The sequence below is a fragment of the Xanthomonas sontii genome (assembly GCF_040529055.1).
Lineage (GTDB): Bacteria > Pseudomonadota > Gammaproteobacteria > Xanthomonadales > Xanthomonadaceae > Xanthomonas_A > Xanthomonas_A sontii.
In genome coordinates this window covers 2,173,421-2,186,529 of the sequence record NZ_CP132342.1, presented here as the reverse complement: position 1 = coordinate 2,186,529, position 13,109 = coordinate 2,173,421, and the positions used below count along the sequence as shown (strand labels likewise).

Below are 13,109 nucleotides of genomic sequence, written 5' to 3'. Positions count from 1 at the left end.
AACCCGCGGTTATGAGGCCATGACGCCGGGTTGTCAGCCCACCCGGTGCGGACGGCGCGCGGGCACCCGGTATGATGGGCCGGCCAGCCCGCCGGGATGCTCACCCGATGCAACGCGCCGCCATCCGCTCGATTCCGCTGCTGCTCTTCGCCCTGCCAGCGTTCGCGCGGGCCGCGCCGCCGCCGTCCTATGCGATGGAACAGTGGAGCCAGCCCTACACTTGCGAGGCGCAGCACCAGCGCTATCTGGCCGATCCCGAACAGGATTCCAGCGTGCCCGCGCACGTCATGATGCAACGCTACCTCGGCGTGCTCGACGCGGTGATCGCTGGCGACGAGGCGGCGTTGACCTTGCGCCATCTCTGCGATCGGTTCGACCTGGATTTTTTCCCCGGCATGCTGCCGCCGCCGTATGCCGAACCGTGGAATCCCTCGCCGCGGCCACCGGTCGGCAACGTCTTCGCTGCTTTCGTCGACGCCGCCGGCATGGCGTTCACGCAAGAGGTCGAAGCGAAGTACTTGCCCGACCGGGCCTCGCTCTCGCTTTCCATCAGTTCCAAGGAAGATGCGCCCGTGGCTGCGGGCAGCGGGCTCGGCTACCGCTATCGCGACATGGGCGACGCCTGCCCGCTGCGGCTAGGGCAACTGGCCGACAGGCTGGCCGCCGCCGGATTCTCGAAAGAGTACTTCGCTGTCGAGCCGCCACCACCGCAATAAGCCGATACCGACTTTGGCGTCGGCGCCAGTTTCCAGCGCGACAAGCTTGCCGTGGGGGCCACCCTGCAAGGTACGTTCGCCGCGCAACGCGCACACCCCGAGGCGGCCTGCGTAGCAGGCATCACGCTGTCCCTGGAGAAGTAGGCGCACGCACTGCCGCAGGCGGGAACGCCGACCCTGGCGCGCCGATCCAGTCCCGGCATGCAAGCTCAGTCGTCGCCGAGCGCGCCATGGACGAGCAGCCAGGCACGCAAGGCTTCTGCGTCCACATAGCGCTCGGCGCGCAGGCCCAGGGCACGTGCCGCCTCGACATGGACCGCCGTGTCATCGACGAACAACACCTCGTCCGCGGCCATCCCCAGCTGCATCAGCGCATGCAGGAAGATCGCCGGCTCCGGCTTGATCGCGCCGACCTCGCTCGAATTCACCACGGCATCGAACGCGTCGGCGAGGCCGAGCGCCTGCAGGTCGTGCGGCAGGCGCGAGGTGGCGTTGCTCAGCAACACCACGGGCATGCGCTGGCGCACCTGTCGCAGCAGCGCCAGCACGGGCTGATTGAGACGGGCCGCCGTCGGCGCGGACCAGGCGGCGACCAGCGCCGCGACGTCGGCCTGGGGCGCCAGCGCGGCGAGACGCGCGACCACCTCGGCGCGCCAATGCGCATCGCTGGTGGCACCACGGATCGCCGGCTCCAGCAGAGCCGGCGCGAACGCCACCGCGCGCAGACTGCCCGGCGGCACGCCGTGCGCGCGCTCCAGCGTCGCATCGTCGTCGGGCCACAGCCGCAGCACGCCGTCCATGTCCACCAGCAGGGCGCGCGCCGCCGACACAGCGGAACGCGCCTGCGCGATGGAACCCATCAGGCCTTCTCGAACACCAGCTTGCCGCCCTCGGCCTCGACCTTGATGGTGTCGCCGCTGAGGAACTGGCCGGACAGGATCTGCTGCGCCAGCGGGTTCTCCAGTTGCGCCTGGATCGCGCGCTTCAGCGGGCGCGCACCGTACACCGGGTCGAAGCCGACGTTGCCGAGCAGCTCCAGCGCGCGGTCGCCCAGTTCGATCTTCAGCCCGCGCTCGGCCAGGCGCTTCTCCAGACCATGCAGTTGGATGCGCGCGATCGACTTGATCTGCGCCTTGTCCAGCGGATGGAACACCACGATGTCGTCCAGGCGGTTGATGAACTCCGGGCGGAAGTGCGCCTGCACCACGCCCATCACCGCCGCCTTCATCTGCGTGTAGGCCTCGGCGCTGCCGTCGCCGCTCAGCTCCTGGATCTGATGCGAACCCAGGTTGGAGGTCATCACGATGACGGTGTTGCGGAAGTCCACGGTGCGCCCCTGGCCATCGGTGAGGCGGCCGTCGTCGAGCACCTGCAGCAGGATGTTGAACACGTCGCTGTGCGCCTTCTCGACTTCGTCGAGCAGGATCAGCGAATACGGCCGACGCCGCACCGCCTCCGTCAGGTAGCCGCCTTCCTCATAGCCGACATAGCCCGGAGGCGCACCGATCAGCCGCGCCACCGAATGCTTCTCCATGAACTCGCTCATGTCGATGCGGATCATCGCGTCGCTGCTGTCGAACAGGAACTCGGCCAGCGCCTTGCACAGCTCGGTCTTGCCGACGCCGGTGGGGCCCAGGAACAGGAACGAGCCGCTGGGCCGGTTCGGATCGGACAGGCCGGCGCGCGAGCGGCGCACCGCGTCGGACACCACCTTGATCGCCTCTTCCTGGCCGACCACGCGCTGGTGCAGTTCGTCCTCCATGCGCAGCAGCTTGTCGCGCTCGCCCTCGAGCATCTTGTTGACCGGGATGCCGGTCCAGCGCGACACCACCTCGGCGATCTCCTCGGCGGTGACGCGGTCCTGCACCAGCTTGAAGTCGTGTTGTTCGGCCTCGTTGGCCGCGGCCAGCTGCTTCTCCAGGTTCGGCAGCAGGCCGTACTGGATCTCGCTCATCTTGGCGTAGTCCTGGCGCCGCTGCGCGGCCTCCAGCTCCACGCGCGCCTGCTCGATCTGTTCCTTGATCTTGGTCGCGCCCTGCAGCGCCGCCTTCTCCGACTTCCACACCTCGTCCAGGTCGGAGAACTCGCGCTCGAGCTTGTCGATGTCGCTCTCCAGGTCGGCCAGGCGCTGCCGCGAGGCCTCGTCCTTCTCCTTCTTCAGCATCTCGCGCTGGATCTTGAGCTGGATCAGGCGCCGCTCCAGGCGGTCCAGTTCCTCCGGCTTGGAGTCGATTTCCATGCGGATGCGGCTGGCCGCCTCGTCCATCAGGTCGATGGCCTTGTCCGGCAACTGGCGGTCGGTGATGTAGCGGTTGGACAGCGTGGCCGCGGCGACGATCGCCGGGTCGGTGATCTCCACGCCGTGGTGCACCGCGTAGCGCTCCTTGAGCCCGCGCAGGATCGCGATGGTGTCCTCCACGCTCGGCTCGCCGACGAACACCTTCTGGAAGCGCCGCTCCAGCGCCGCGTCCTTCTCGATGTACTTGCGGTACTCGTCCAGGGTGGTGGCGCCGATGCAGTGCAGTTCGCCGCGCGCCAGCGCCGGCTTGAGCATGTTGCCTGCGTCCATGGCGCCATCGGCCTTGCCGGCGCCGACCATGGTGTGCAGTTCGTCGATGAACAGGATGATCTGGCCCTCGTTCTTGGCCAGGTCGTTGAGCACGCCCTTGAGCCGCTCCTCGAACTCGCCGCGGAACTTGGCGCCGGCGATCAGCGCGCCCATGTCCAGCGACAGCACGCGCTTGCCGCGCAGGCCTTCGGGCACTTCGCCGTTGACGATGCGCTGGGCCAGGCCCTCGACGATGGCGGTCTTGCCGACGCCGGGCTCGCCGATCAGCACCGGGTTGTTCTTGGTACGCCGCTGCAGCACCTGCACGGTGCGGCGGATTTCCTCGTCGCGGCCGATCACCGGATCGAGCTTGCCGCTCTCGGCGCGCGCGGTGAGGTCGATGGTGTACTTCTCCAGCGCCTGGCGCTGTTCCTCGGCGTTCTCCGACTGCACGGTCTCGCCGCCGCGCAGCTTGTCGATGGCGGCTTCGAGCTTCTTCTTGTCGGCGCCGGCCGCGCGCAGCGCCAGGCCCAACGGGCCGCCGTCGTCGGCCGCGGCCAGCACGAACCACTCGCTGGCGATGAACTGGTCGTTGTGCTGCTGCGCCAGCTTGTCGGTCTGGTTGAGCAGGCGGCTGAGGTCGTTGCCCATCGACACGTTGCCGGGCTGGCCGCTGACCTTGGGCAGCTTCTCCAGCGCCTCGCCGAGCCGCTCGCGCAGCACCGGCACGTTGACGCCGGCCTGCGCCAGCAGCGGCCGGGTGCTGCCACCGGCCTGGTCGAGCAGCGCCACGAACACGTGCACCGGTTCGATGATGGTGTGGTCGCGGCCCACGGCCAGCGACTGCGCGTCGGCCAGGGCCTGCTGGAAGCGCGAGGTGAGCTTGTCCATCCGCATCGGGAAGTCCTCTGAAGGAAAGGGCCGGCCGTGCCGGCATGCCAGCAAAATGCGGCTGTCCGCCCCTGTTTCAAGGCCGTCCGCGACGTCTGTATACACCTCGCGGGACGGCGGCGACGCGACGTGACGTCCGCCGCACTCCGGTACCAGACAGTCACACGCCGCTACCGCAACGGCGGCTACCCTCGGCGCTCCCGTCCCCACGCACAGGCCCCGCCATGCACTACGAGCTCTACTACTGGACCGGCATCCAGGGCCGCGGCGAGTTCGTGCGGCTGGCGCTGGAGGATGCCGGCGCCGGCTATCGCGATGTCGCCCGCGAGCAGGGCGATGCGGCGATGCAGCCCTTCCTCGATGGCGCCCATGCCGGCGCACGCCCGTTCGCACCACCGTTCCTCAAGGCCGGCCGCTTGGTGATCGCCCAGGTCGCCAACATCCTGCACTACCTCGGCCCGCCGCTGGGCCTGGTGCCGGACAGCGAATCGCGGCGGCTACAGGCCCTGCAATTGCAGTTGACCATCGCCGACCTGGTTGCCGAGGTCCACGACAGCCACCACCCCATCGCCAGCGGGCTGTACTACGAGGACCAGCAAGCCGAAGCACGGCGGCGCGCCGAAGACCTGCGCAAGCAGCGGCTGCCGAAGTTCCTTGGCTATTTCGAACAGGTGCTGGACCAGGGCGGCGGGCGCCACGTGCTGCGCGAGCATTCCTACGTGGACCTGTCGCTGTTCCAGCTGATGAGCGGGCTGGACTACGCCTTCCCGCAGGCGATGAAAAAACTCTCGCCGAAGCTGCCGCGGCTGCGCGCGCTGCAACAGCGCGTCTGCGAGCGCCCGGGCATCGCCGCCTACCTGGCCTCGCCGCGGCGCCTGCCGTTCAACGAGAACGGCATCTTCCGGCATTACCCGGAGTTGGATGGCTGAGCGAGGCTGGACGTCCGGTATCGGCGTGCCACGTCCGTTGAAAAACCGCCGTCATGCCGTGGTGATCTATGGTGTAGCGCGTCGGGACTGAAGTCCCTCCCACAAGGGCGCTTCAGGCGTAGCAATAGGCGCTTTCCCGCATGAGCGGCTCGAGGTGGCCTCGGGCCGCTCCTGCCAGAAACAAAAAGCCCGCATGACGCGGCACGCGCCTCGCGTCTGGCTCAGGTCCGCGTCAGGGCTTCGCGCACCGCACGCAACTGCGCCTTGACCGCGGCGGCCTGGGTCGGGCCCATGCGCAGCAGCGCCTTCTGGCCGATCGACAGCGATTCCAGCGCCGGATCCACGAAGCGGTACTTGCCGCGCACCGGATCCATCTCCACCGCGAGCGGCGCGGTCGGCGTCGGGGTCTGCAGCAGGTGGTCGATCACCTGCACCAGGCGATCGTTGAAGTAGCCCTGCGGATAGCCCAACTCCACATAAGCCTGCTGGAACAGCGGATAGAAGCGCCGGTAGGCCGCCACCGCCGTGCCCGGATCGGCCCGGGTGAACGCCTCCACGTAGGGCGCATAGCGCTGGGCATTGGTGTCGGCGATGACGCTGGCGCCGCTGGCATCGGTGCTCACCTGCAGGTCGCCCGGCACTTGCTTGAGCGCCAGGGAGCGGGCCGTGACGCGGCGCTGGGTCAGGTTGTCGACCATGGTCACCAGGCGCTGGATCAGGTGGTCGCGCAGCAGCAGCGCCAGTGGTGCGTCGCCGCCAGCCAGCGCGCTCAGTGCCGACCAGGCCGCATCGTCGCTGGCGGCCAGCGCCGGAATCGCCGCGTCGGCGGCTTCCGCGGCATCGATCGGGTGCTGGATCGGCGGCGGCGTTGCCGCCGCGACAGGCGTGTCAGACGTTGTCGGCGCGGCCGCGGCGGGCGGCGGCGCGACCGCGGCAGGTGCGGGCGCAGTGGCGGGCCACAGCGCGGCGATGTTGTCGCGGAACAACCAGGCCGCGGCGGCGGCCACCAGCACGGCGACCAGGATCCACGGCCAGAACGAGTGACGCGGCTGCATGGGATGCACATCTCCATCGGACAATGGAGGTGTGACCGCCGCGATGCGCACCGGTTCCAGCGCGGGACGGCCAGCGTTCAGCCTAGATGCACGCCTTGCGCGAGGCGCCAGCGCCCCACCAGCGCCGCGTACGCGACCATTACCCCTGCAGGCCTTCGGCAAAGGCGATGCGCGCTCCGACCCAGGCTGCGACCAGCGCCGCCGCGACGCGGTCGGCCTGCGCCGCCGGCATCGCCTTGTGCGCGATCATCCATTGCGCCGCGGCAGCGCGCGCCGGCTGCAAGGCCGCCAGTGCCGCCTTGCGATCAGCCTGTGGCCACACGCTCGCGTCGTGCCACGCGGCGATGGCGGCGGCCGGATCGCCGGGCGGCTCGGCGCCCTTGGGTTGTTTCAGCAATAGCAGTGGCGACACCGTGGCCTGCAGCGACAGCACCCGCCATGCGGCGAAATCCGCGTAGCGCATGGTGCCCGCGTCGTCGGAGACGCGATCCACCAGGCTGCCGAATGCCTGCTGCAAGCGCATCCATGCGGGTTGATCGAACAGGCCGGGCAACGGCCGGCAGATCGGCGCGGAAAGATCGCGGCTGGAGCCATACAGCGGGCCCATGGCGTCGTAGGCGGCCTCGCCCTGCGCGGCGAACACGAAACAATGCACGTAGGGACGCGGATTCGGCTGCGTGGCCGCATCCGGCGTATAGCCGCTGCGTTCGATCCACAGCCGCAACAGGGTCAGGTCGCGCGCTTCCCCGGCCTGTCGGCTGCTCGGCTCGGACGTGTCGAGCAGCCCGGCGGATACCCCGTCCTGCTGCCGCAGGGCGGTGCTAGCGGACGCGAACCGGGCACGCGCTTCGGCCGCCGCCACCCCGGCCGCCGGCACGAAGCGATGCAGGTACACCAGCCAGGCCGAGGCCAGACCACCATCGTAGGCGCGCAGCTGCGCCGCCGCCGCGGCAGGCGTGGTGGGAATGCTGGCGACGATGCGGTCGAAGCGCGCCGCCTGCGGCGCGAACTCGGCGTCCAGCGCGCGTACCCGCGCCTCCATCCGCTGTTTCAGGCAGGCCCCCGGATCGGTCTCGGCCAGGCAGCTCTGGCGCTGCGCCAGCCAGTCGCGCTGCGCGTTGCGCACGCCAGGCCGCTGCGCCGCGGGGACCACGTCGCGCAGCGCCGCATAGCGCAGGGCCAGCCATTCCTCCGTGGCGTCCAACCGCTTGTCCGTGCACAACAGTCGCTCCACCGCCGTGGTTGCCTTGCTGCAATCGAACGACACCGCGCCGGCCTCGGGCACCCAGCCCAGTGCCAGCAGCAGTGCCAGCGCACGCATGCGCAGGCCAGGGCAAGCGTTCATGCCATCCTCCTCTCGTGCATCGTTGCGATCCCGGCACCGCTTGTCGCGCCGCCGTCAGTCCACCAGCACCGCGCGCGGCTTCTGCAACGACAGCAGGCCGAGCAGCGCGGCCAGCACCAGGTAGCCGCCGACGAACTGCCAGGCGATCAGCTTGGGCACGCCGCTCAGCGTCCATGGCAGGTACAGGCCGCCGCGCGGGTCCACCGAGTGGATCAGCCCGAACAGGGTCAGCCCGGCCGCCACCAGCAGGAACACGGCGGCACGGCGCAGGCGGCCGTCCACCATCGCCGCCACTGCGGCGATCCACAGCATCGCGGTGATGATGAAGCCGTTGCCCAGGGTCAGGATCACCGCCAGCTCGGGCAGGCCGTGGCCGTCCAAGGTGGTGGTGAGTTTGGCCAGCTGCTCCGGGGCGATCCAGCCCGGCGCCTTGATCGCAAGCAGGTACGCCACCGACGGCAGGAAACCCAGCACCATCGCGCCGGCATGGCGCTTGGGCGTGGCCTGGAAGGCCTGGGTGGTGATGTCGATGGCGACGTAGACGATGATCGGCGCCAGCACCGCCATCGGCAGCCACTGCACCAGGCCGGCGACCAGCCCGAACATGCCGCCCAGGCCGATGAACAGCCCGGTGAGCAAGGTGTAGCCGCTGCGCGCGCCCATGTGCTTGTAGGCCGGCTGGCCGATGTACGGCGTGGTCTGGGCGACGCCGCCGCAGACGCCGGCGATCAGGGTTGCGCCGGCCTCGACCAGCAGGATGTCGCGGGTGCGGTAGTCGTCGCCGGCGGCACGCGCACTCTCGCTGACGTTGATGCCGCCGACCACCATCAGCAGGCCGAACGGCAGCAACAGCGGCAGCAGCGGCACCGTGTCGGCCAGGCCGGCGACGAACCCCAGGCTCGGCCACGGCAACACCAGCTGCGGCGCGCTCCATTGCGGCGCCTGGTGGCCGGGAATGCCGATCCCCGCGGCGTTGGCCCAGTAGTACAGGCCGGTACCCAACGCCAGCGCCAGCGGCACCCCCGGCAGGCGCCACGGCAACCGGCCCTTGGCGATCAGCACGTACAGCAGCAGGCCCAATACCACCAGCCCGACCAGCGGCGTGCGCAGCGTCTCCAGTAGCGGCAGGAAGCCCATCAACACGATGGCGATGCCGGCGATGGAGCCGAGCAGCGCGGCGCGCGGCAAGGCGCGGGTGACCGCATCGCCGAAGAACGACAGCACGGTCTTCAGCGCGCCCATCACCACCAGCGACGCCATGCCCAGGTGCCAGGTGGCCAGCGCCGCGGCCTGCGGGTCCAGGCCCTGCTGCTTGTAGCGCACGAAGGCCGGGCCGAGCACCAGCAGCGCCATGCCGATGCTGGTCGGCGCATCCAGGCCCAACGGCATCGCGGTGACGTCGCTGCGCCCGCTGCGCACGGCCAGCCGCCGCGCCATCCAGGTGTAGAGCAGGTTGCCGACCAGCACGCCGAAGGCGGTGCCGGGAATCATCCGGGTGTAGATGACCTCGACGGGGAACTGGAACAGGCCGACCAGCGCCAGGGTGATGAAGCCGAGGATCGACAGGTTGTCGACCACCAGGCCGAAGAAGCCGTTGAGGTCGCCGGCGACGAACCAACGCGGACGCGGCGAGACAGGAGCGGGAGTGGACATGCGGGCAGTGGCGGCGTTGGGGGTCGAGGGATGGTAAGGGCAAGCGGCACCGTCGGATCGGTGCACGCGCAGGATGCCGTTTTCCGGCGACGGCGCGCCGCGGCGCTACAGCGGCAGATGCAGGAACTGGTTGAACGCGCTCGGCACGTAATCGCCGAACGCCGGCCCGTTGCGGAAGCCGCGCCGGCGATACAACGCCAGCGCCGGCGCGAACGCCGCGCCGCTGCCGGTTTCCAGGCTCAGCCGCTGCAGGCCTTCGGCGCGGGCGACCGCGATCAGATGGTCGAGCAGGGCCGCCGCCGCACCCTGGCGCAGGAACGACGGATGCGTGCGCATCGACTTCAGTTCGCCGCCGCCATCGTCCAGCGTCCGCAAGGCGCCGACCGCGGCCAGCGTATCGTCGCGCCACACGCTCCACACCCGCACCTGCGGCTGCCGCAGACCGGACAGGCCCAACGCATACACGCAGCCCGGCGGCGACTGCGCATGCATCTGCTGCACGTGGTACTCCAGCAACCCACGCACCGCCGGATCGTCCAGATCACCGGGCCGAATCACGAACGGCCCCGCACTCACTGCAGCGGTCCGCTTTTGCGAATCCCCGCTTTCCACAGCCGAACGGCTGGTCATCCCCAATCCCGAATCCCGAATCCCGGCACTCAAAACGACACGTCCACCGCCTGCCGCGCCCACAGCACCGACTGGTGCCCGGTGGCCTGCTTCCACGCCAGCCGGATCGCCTCGATGTCGGCGCGGCGCTGCGGGGTGTCCTCGTGCAGGATCACCAGCACCTTGGTGTTGAGCCGGTTCGGCTCCTTGGCGCCGCGGAACAGCCACTGGCCGTAGGCATCGAACACGGTCAGGCCGTCGGGAAAGCGCGGCGTCACTTCCTTGTCCAGGAACGCGCGCCAGCGCGCCTCGCTGATCGGCTCGGCCTGCGGACGGTCGGCCGGGCCGCTTTCCTCGCCCACGCCGAAGTACAGCTCGCTGCGCACCCAGCCGCTGGCCTGTGCCGGCCGCGCCGCATCGCCCTGCATGGTCGCGCTGACCTTGCTCGGCGCGGCGGGCGCAGACGGAGCGACGCTGGCGCAGGCGCTCAGGGCCAGGAGGACGGCGATCAACGGGGCACGCAAGAGCATCGGCAAGGTCTCGGTCGGAAGGGGCAGGCAACACACGATCGTAGGCCAGGTACGGACCGGGCCGGATAACCGCCGGGCATGAGCTCATGCCCGAGCGCACCGAACACACGGCTCGCACATCGCCTTAACGTCGGGCTAATATATCGCTTCATCCGGATGGATGCAGCAACCTTTGCCGACCCCAGTCGCCGCCATGGCCGGCGCGGCCGGTCTCGATGGTCATCGTTTCAGGAGAGAACCCCCATGTCGTCCCCGTTCGTCAGGCCGCTGAGCCTGGCCATCGCCCTGGCCCTGGCGGCCCCCGCGTTCGCCCAGGACGCCCCCCCGGCCACCACGACCAACCTCGATACGGTGATCGTCACCGGCACCCGCGCCAGCGGTCGCACCGTGCTCGAATCCACCGCCCCGGTGGACGTGCTCAGCGCCGAGGACATCCGCAAGGCGGGCGTGGTCAACGGCGAACTCGGCAGCGCGCTGCAGGCGCTGCTGCCGTCCTTCAACTTCCCGCGCCAGTCCAACTCCGGCGGTGCCGACCACGTGCGCGCCGCGCAGCTGCGCGGGCTCTCGCCCGACCAGGTGCTGGTGCTGGTCAACGGCAAGCGCCGCCACACCTCGGCGCTGGTCAACACCGACAGCAAGATCGGCAAGGGCACCACGCCGGTGGACTTCAACGCCATCCCGATCAGCGCGATCAAGCGCATCGAAGTGCTGCGCGACGGCGCCGGCGCGCAGTACGGCTCCGACGCGGTGGCCGGGGTGATCAACGTGATCCTCGACGACGACCCGGACAGCGGCGCGCTGGAAGCCAGCTACGGCGCCAACCACACCGACGTCAAGCCGATCCACCGCACCCTCACCGACGGCCAGACCGGCTATGCCAGCGGCAAGGTCGGCACACGCCTGGGCGAGGACGGCGGCTTCTTCAAGGTCGGCCTGGAGCTGAAGAACCACGAGGCCACCAACCGCGCCGGCTTCGACCAGATCCCGCCGTTCGAGGAACAGACCCCGGCCAACCTGGCCCTGGCCGGCAAGCGCAACTATGAACTCGGCGACGGCGCCAGCAAGGATCTCAACGCCTGGCTCAACGGCAAGCTGCCGTTCGGCCAGGGCAGCGAGGTCTATGCCTTCGGCACCTACAACCAGCGCGACACGCAGGGCGCCAACTACTTCCGCTACCCCGACGGCGCCGCCAACTGGACGCAGATGTATCCGCAGGGCTACCGCCCGGTGTCGCTGGGCGAGAACCGCGACCTGCAGGCGGTGCTCGGCGCGCGCGGGCAATGGGGCGAATGGGCCTACGACGCCAGCCTCGACTACGGCCGCAACGACTTCACCTACCGGCTCAAGCATTCGCTCAACGCCTCGCTGGGCCCGGGCAGCCCGACCCGCTTCAAGACCGGCGACTACGCGTTCGCGCAAGGCGTGGCCAACCTCGACTTGAGCCGCAGCTTCGACGCCGCCGGCGCCACCCACACCGTGGGCACCGGCGTGGAGCTGCGCCGCGAGCACTACCGCACCCGTCCGGGCGACCCGGCCAGCTACGCCGCCGGCCCCTACACCGACCGCCCCACCGGCGCCCAGGCCGGCGGCGGCCTGACCCCGCAGGATGCGGCCGACCTGTCGCGCAACGTCGCCAGTGTCTACGCCAGCGTGTCCAGCCAGTTCGGCGACAAGCTCTCCACCGACCTGGCCGCGCGCTACGAGCACTACCAGGATTTCGGCGGCGAACTGACCGGCAAGCTGGCCGCGCGCTACGAGTTCGTCCCGGCATTCGCCCTGCGCGGCGCGATCTCCAACAACTTCCGCGCGCCGTCGCTGAGCCAGATCGGCTACGAGGCCAGTTCCACCGGCTACAACGCCAACGGACAGTTGCTGCAGGGCCGCCTGCTCTCGGTCGACAACCCGATCGCGCAGGCGCTGGGCGCGCGCACGCTGCAGCCGGAGAAGTCGCGCAACTACAGCCTGGGCTTCACCAGCCGCGTCGGCAGCCACTTCGACCTGTCGCTGGACCTGTTCCAGATCGATATCGACAAGCGCATCGCGCTGTCGGAAAACATCGACGGCGACGCCCTGACCGACTTCGTCGCACAGCGCTTCGGCATCGCCGGCCTGCAGAGCGCCAGCTTCTTCGTCAACGCCGCCGACACCCGCACCCGCGGCGCCGAACTGGTCAGCAACTGGCGGCAGGCGCTGGGCCAGGGCCAACTGCAGCTGACCGGCACCTGGAGCTACGCCAAGACCAAACTGGAGAACGTGGTGGCCACGCCGGCGCAGTTGCTGGCGCTGAATCCGGACTACGTGCTGTTCGGCGTGGAAGAGCGCAACACCCTGACCGAGGCGACCCCGCGCACCCGCGCGCAGCTGGCGGCGAACTGGAGCGACGCGCGCTGGTCGCTGCAGACCCGCGTCACCCGCTACGGCAGCGCCACCCGCGTGTTCGACTTCGGCGGCGGCTTCGCCCCGGAGCAGACCTACAGCGCCAAGTGGCAACTCGACGCCGAGGTCGAGTACCACCTCACCCCGCAGTGGAGCGTGGCGGTAGGCGGCCAGAACCTCACCGACGCCTACGCCGACCGCTCCAAGCCGGACATCGCCTACTTCGGCAACCTGCCCTACGACGTGCTCTCGCCAATCGGCAGCAACGGCGCTTACTACTACGGGCGGGTGCGGTACACCTTCTGACGAAGGTGTGGGGAATGGGGAGGCGGGAATCGGGAATGGGAAGGAGCGGGGAATCGGGAATCGAGAAACGGGAATCGGAAGAGCAAGAGCCTGCCCGCACGGCTATTGCTTTTCCCCATTCCCGTTTCCCCATTCCCGATTCCCGGCCCCC

10 protein-coding genes are annotated in these 13,109 nt (G+C 69.6%); 3 read left to right on the top strand and 7 right to left on the bottom strand.

The genetic code is table 11. The features are described 5' to 3' along the window. Positions 1-107: 107 nt before the first annotated feature. The gene (locus RAB70_RS09230; RefSeq protein WP_148828972.1) at positions 108-716 is read left to right on the top strand and encodes a hypothetical protein; all 609 of its coding nucleotides are present in this window, start codon (positions 108-110) and stop codon (positions 714-716) included. Between the two features lie 209 nt (positions 717-925). Here the strand turns inward: RAB70_RS09230 and RAB70_RS09225 are convergent, their stop codons facing one another. Together RAB70_RS09225 and clpB are read right to left on the bottom strand one after the other, a co-directional pair. Next, positions 926-1,516: an HAD-IA family hydrolase gene (locus RAB70_RS09225; protein WP_225851639.1), complete on the bottom strand. Its 591-nt coding sequence runs from the start codon at positions 1,514-1,516 to the stop codon at positions 926-928. A 59-nt stretch (positions 1,517-1,575) separates the two neighbouring features. After that, a complete protein-coding gene (gene clpB / locus RAB70_RS09220) occupies positions 1,576-4,161 on the bottom strand; it encodes an ATP-dependent chaperone ClpB (protein ID WP_148828974.1) in 2,586 nt (861 codons plus the stop codon). Positions 4,162-4,379: 218 nt separating this feature from the next. On the opposite strand from clpB, the gene RAB70_RS09215 reads away from it, so the two are divergent. Beyond that, positions 4,380-5,084: a glutathione S-transferase gene (locus tag RAB70_RS09215; RefSeq protein ID WP_148828975.1), complete on the top strand. Its 705-nt coding sequence runs from the start codon at positions 4,380-4,382 to the stop codon at positions 5,082-5,084. A 221-nt stretch (positions 5,085-5,305) separates the two neighbouring features. On the opposite strand, the gene RAB70_RS09210 is transcribed toward RAB70_RS09215, so the two are convergent. The 5 genes from RAB70_RS09210 to RAB70_RS09190 form a co-directional block, all read right to left on the bottom strand. Next, positions 5,306-6,139 carry a DUF3014 domain-containing protein gene (locus tag RAB70_RS09210; protein ID WP_148828976.1) on the bottom strand — a complete coding sequence of 278 codons (834 nt, stop codon included), beginning with the start codon at positions 6,137-6,139 and terminating at the stop codon, positions 5,306-5,308. A 139-nt stretch (positions 6,140-6,278) separates the two neighbouring features. Continuing rightward, complete coding sequence (locus RAB70_RS09205; protein ID WP_148828988.1) at positions 6,279-7,460, bottom strand: lysozyme inhibitor LprI family protein; 1,182 nt, start codon at positions 7,458-7,460, stop codon at positions 6,279-6,281. A 78-nt stretch (positions 7,461-7,538) separates the two neighbouring features. After that, complete coding sequence (locus tag RAB70_RS09200; protein ID WP_148828977.1) at positions 7,539-9,137, bottom strand: hypothetical protein; 1,599 nt, start codon at positions 9,135-9,137, stop codon at positions 7,539-7,541. Positions 9,138-9,242: 105 nt separating this feature from the next. Next, positions 9,243-9,695 (bottom strand): GNAT family N-acetyltransferase, encoded by a 453-nt coding sequence (locus RAB70_RS09195; protein ID WP_225851641.1) that lies wholly within the window; start codon positions 9,693-9,695, stop codon positions 9,243-9,245. A gap of 101 nt (positions 9,696-9,796) precedes the next feature. Beyond that, on the bottom strand, positions 9,797-10,276 hold the full coding sequence (locus tag RAB70_RS09190) for a DUF3574 domain-containing protein (RefSeq protein ID WP_148828978.1): 480 nt from the start codon (positions 10,274-10,276) through the stop codon (positions 9,797-9,799). Between the two features lie 243 nt (positions 10,277-10,519). On the opposite strand from RAB70_RS09190, the gene RAB70_RS09185 reads away from it, so the two are divergent. Further along, complete coding sequence (locus RAB70_RS09185) at positions 10,520-12,958, top strand: TonB-dependent siderophore receptor (RefSeq protein ID WP_148828979.1); 2,439 nt, start codon at positions 10,520-10,522, stop codon at positions 12,956-12,958. Positions 12,959-13,109 lie beyond the last annotated feature (151 nt).

Bases quoted from the DNA above. Each gene is read 5' to 3' on its own strand.
- RAB70_RS09200 (WP_148828977.1), bottom strand. From the start codon at position 9,137: ATGTCCACTCCCGCTCCTGTCTCGCCGCGTCCGCGTTGGTTCGTCGCC.
- RAB70_RS09190 (WP_148828978.1), bottom strand. From the start codon at position 10,276: ATGCTCTTGCGTGCCCCGTTGATCGCCGTCCTCCTGGCCCTGAGCGCC.
- RAB70_RS09185 (WP_148828979.1), top strand. From the start codon at position 10,520: ATGTCGTCCCCGTTCGTCAGGCCGCTGAGCCTGGCCATCGCCCTGGCC.
- clpB (WP_148828974.1), bottom strand. From the start codon at position 4,161: ATGCGGATGGACAAGCTCACCTCGCGCTTCCAGCAGGCCCTGGCCGAC.
- RAB70_RS09225 (WP_225851639.1), bottom strand. From the start codon at position 1,516: ATGGACGGCGTGCTGCGGCTGTGGCCCGACGACGATGCGACGCTGGAG.
- RAB70_RS09230 (WP_148828972.1), top strand. From the start codon at position 108: ATGCAACGCGCCGCCATCCGCTCGATTCCGCTGCTGCTCTTCGCCCTG.
- RAB70_RS09215 (WP_148828975.1), top strand. From the start codon at position 4,380: ATGCACTACGAGCTCTACTACTGGACCGGCATCCAGGGCCGCGGCGAG.
- RAB70_RS09210 (WP_148828976.1), bottom strand. From the start codon at position 6,139: ATGCAGCCGCGTCACTCGTTCTGGCCGTGGATCCTGGTCGCCGTGCTG.
- RAB70_RS09205 (WP_148828988.1), bottom strand. From the start codon at position 7,460: ATGCGTGCGCTGGCACTGCTGCTGGCACTGGGCTGGGTGCCCGAGGCC.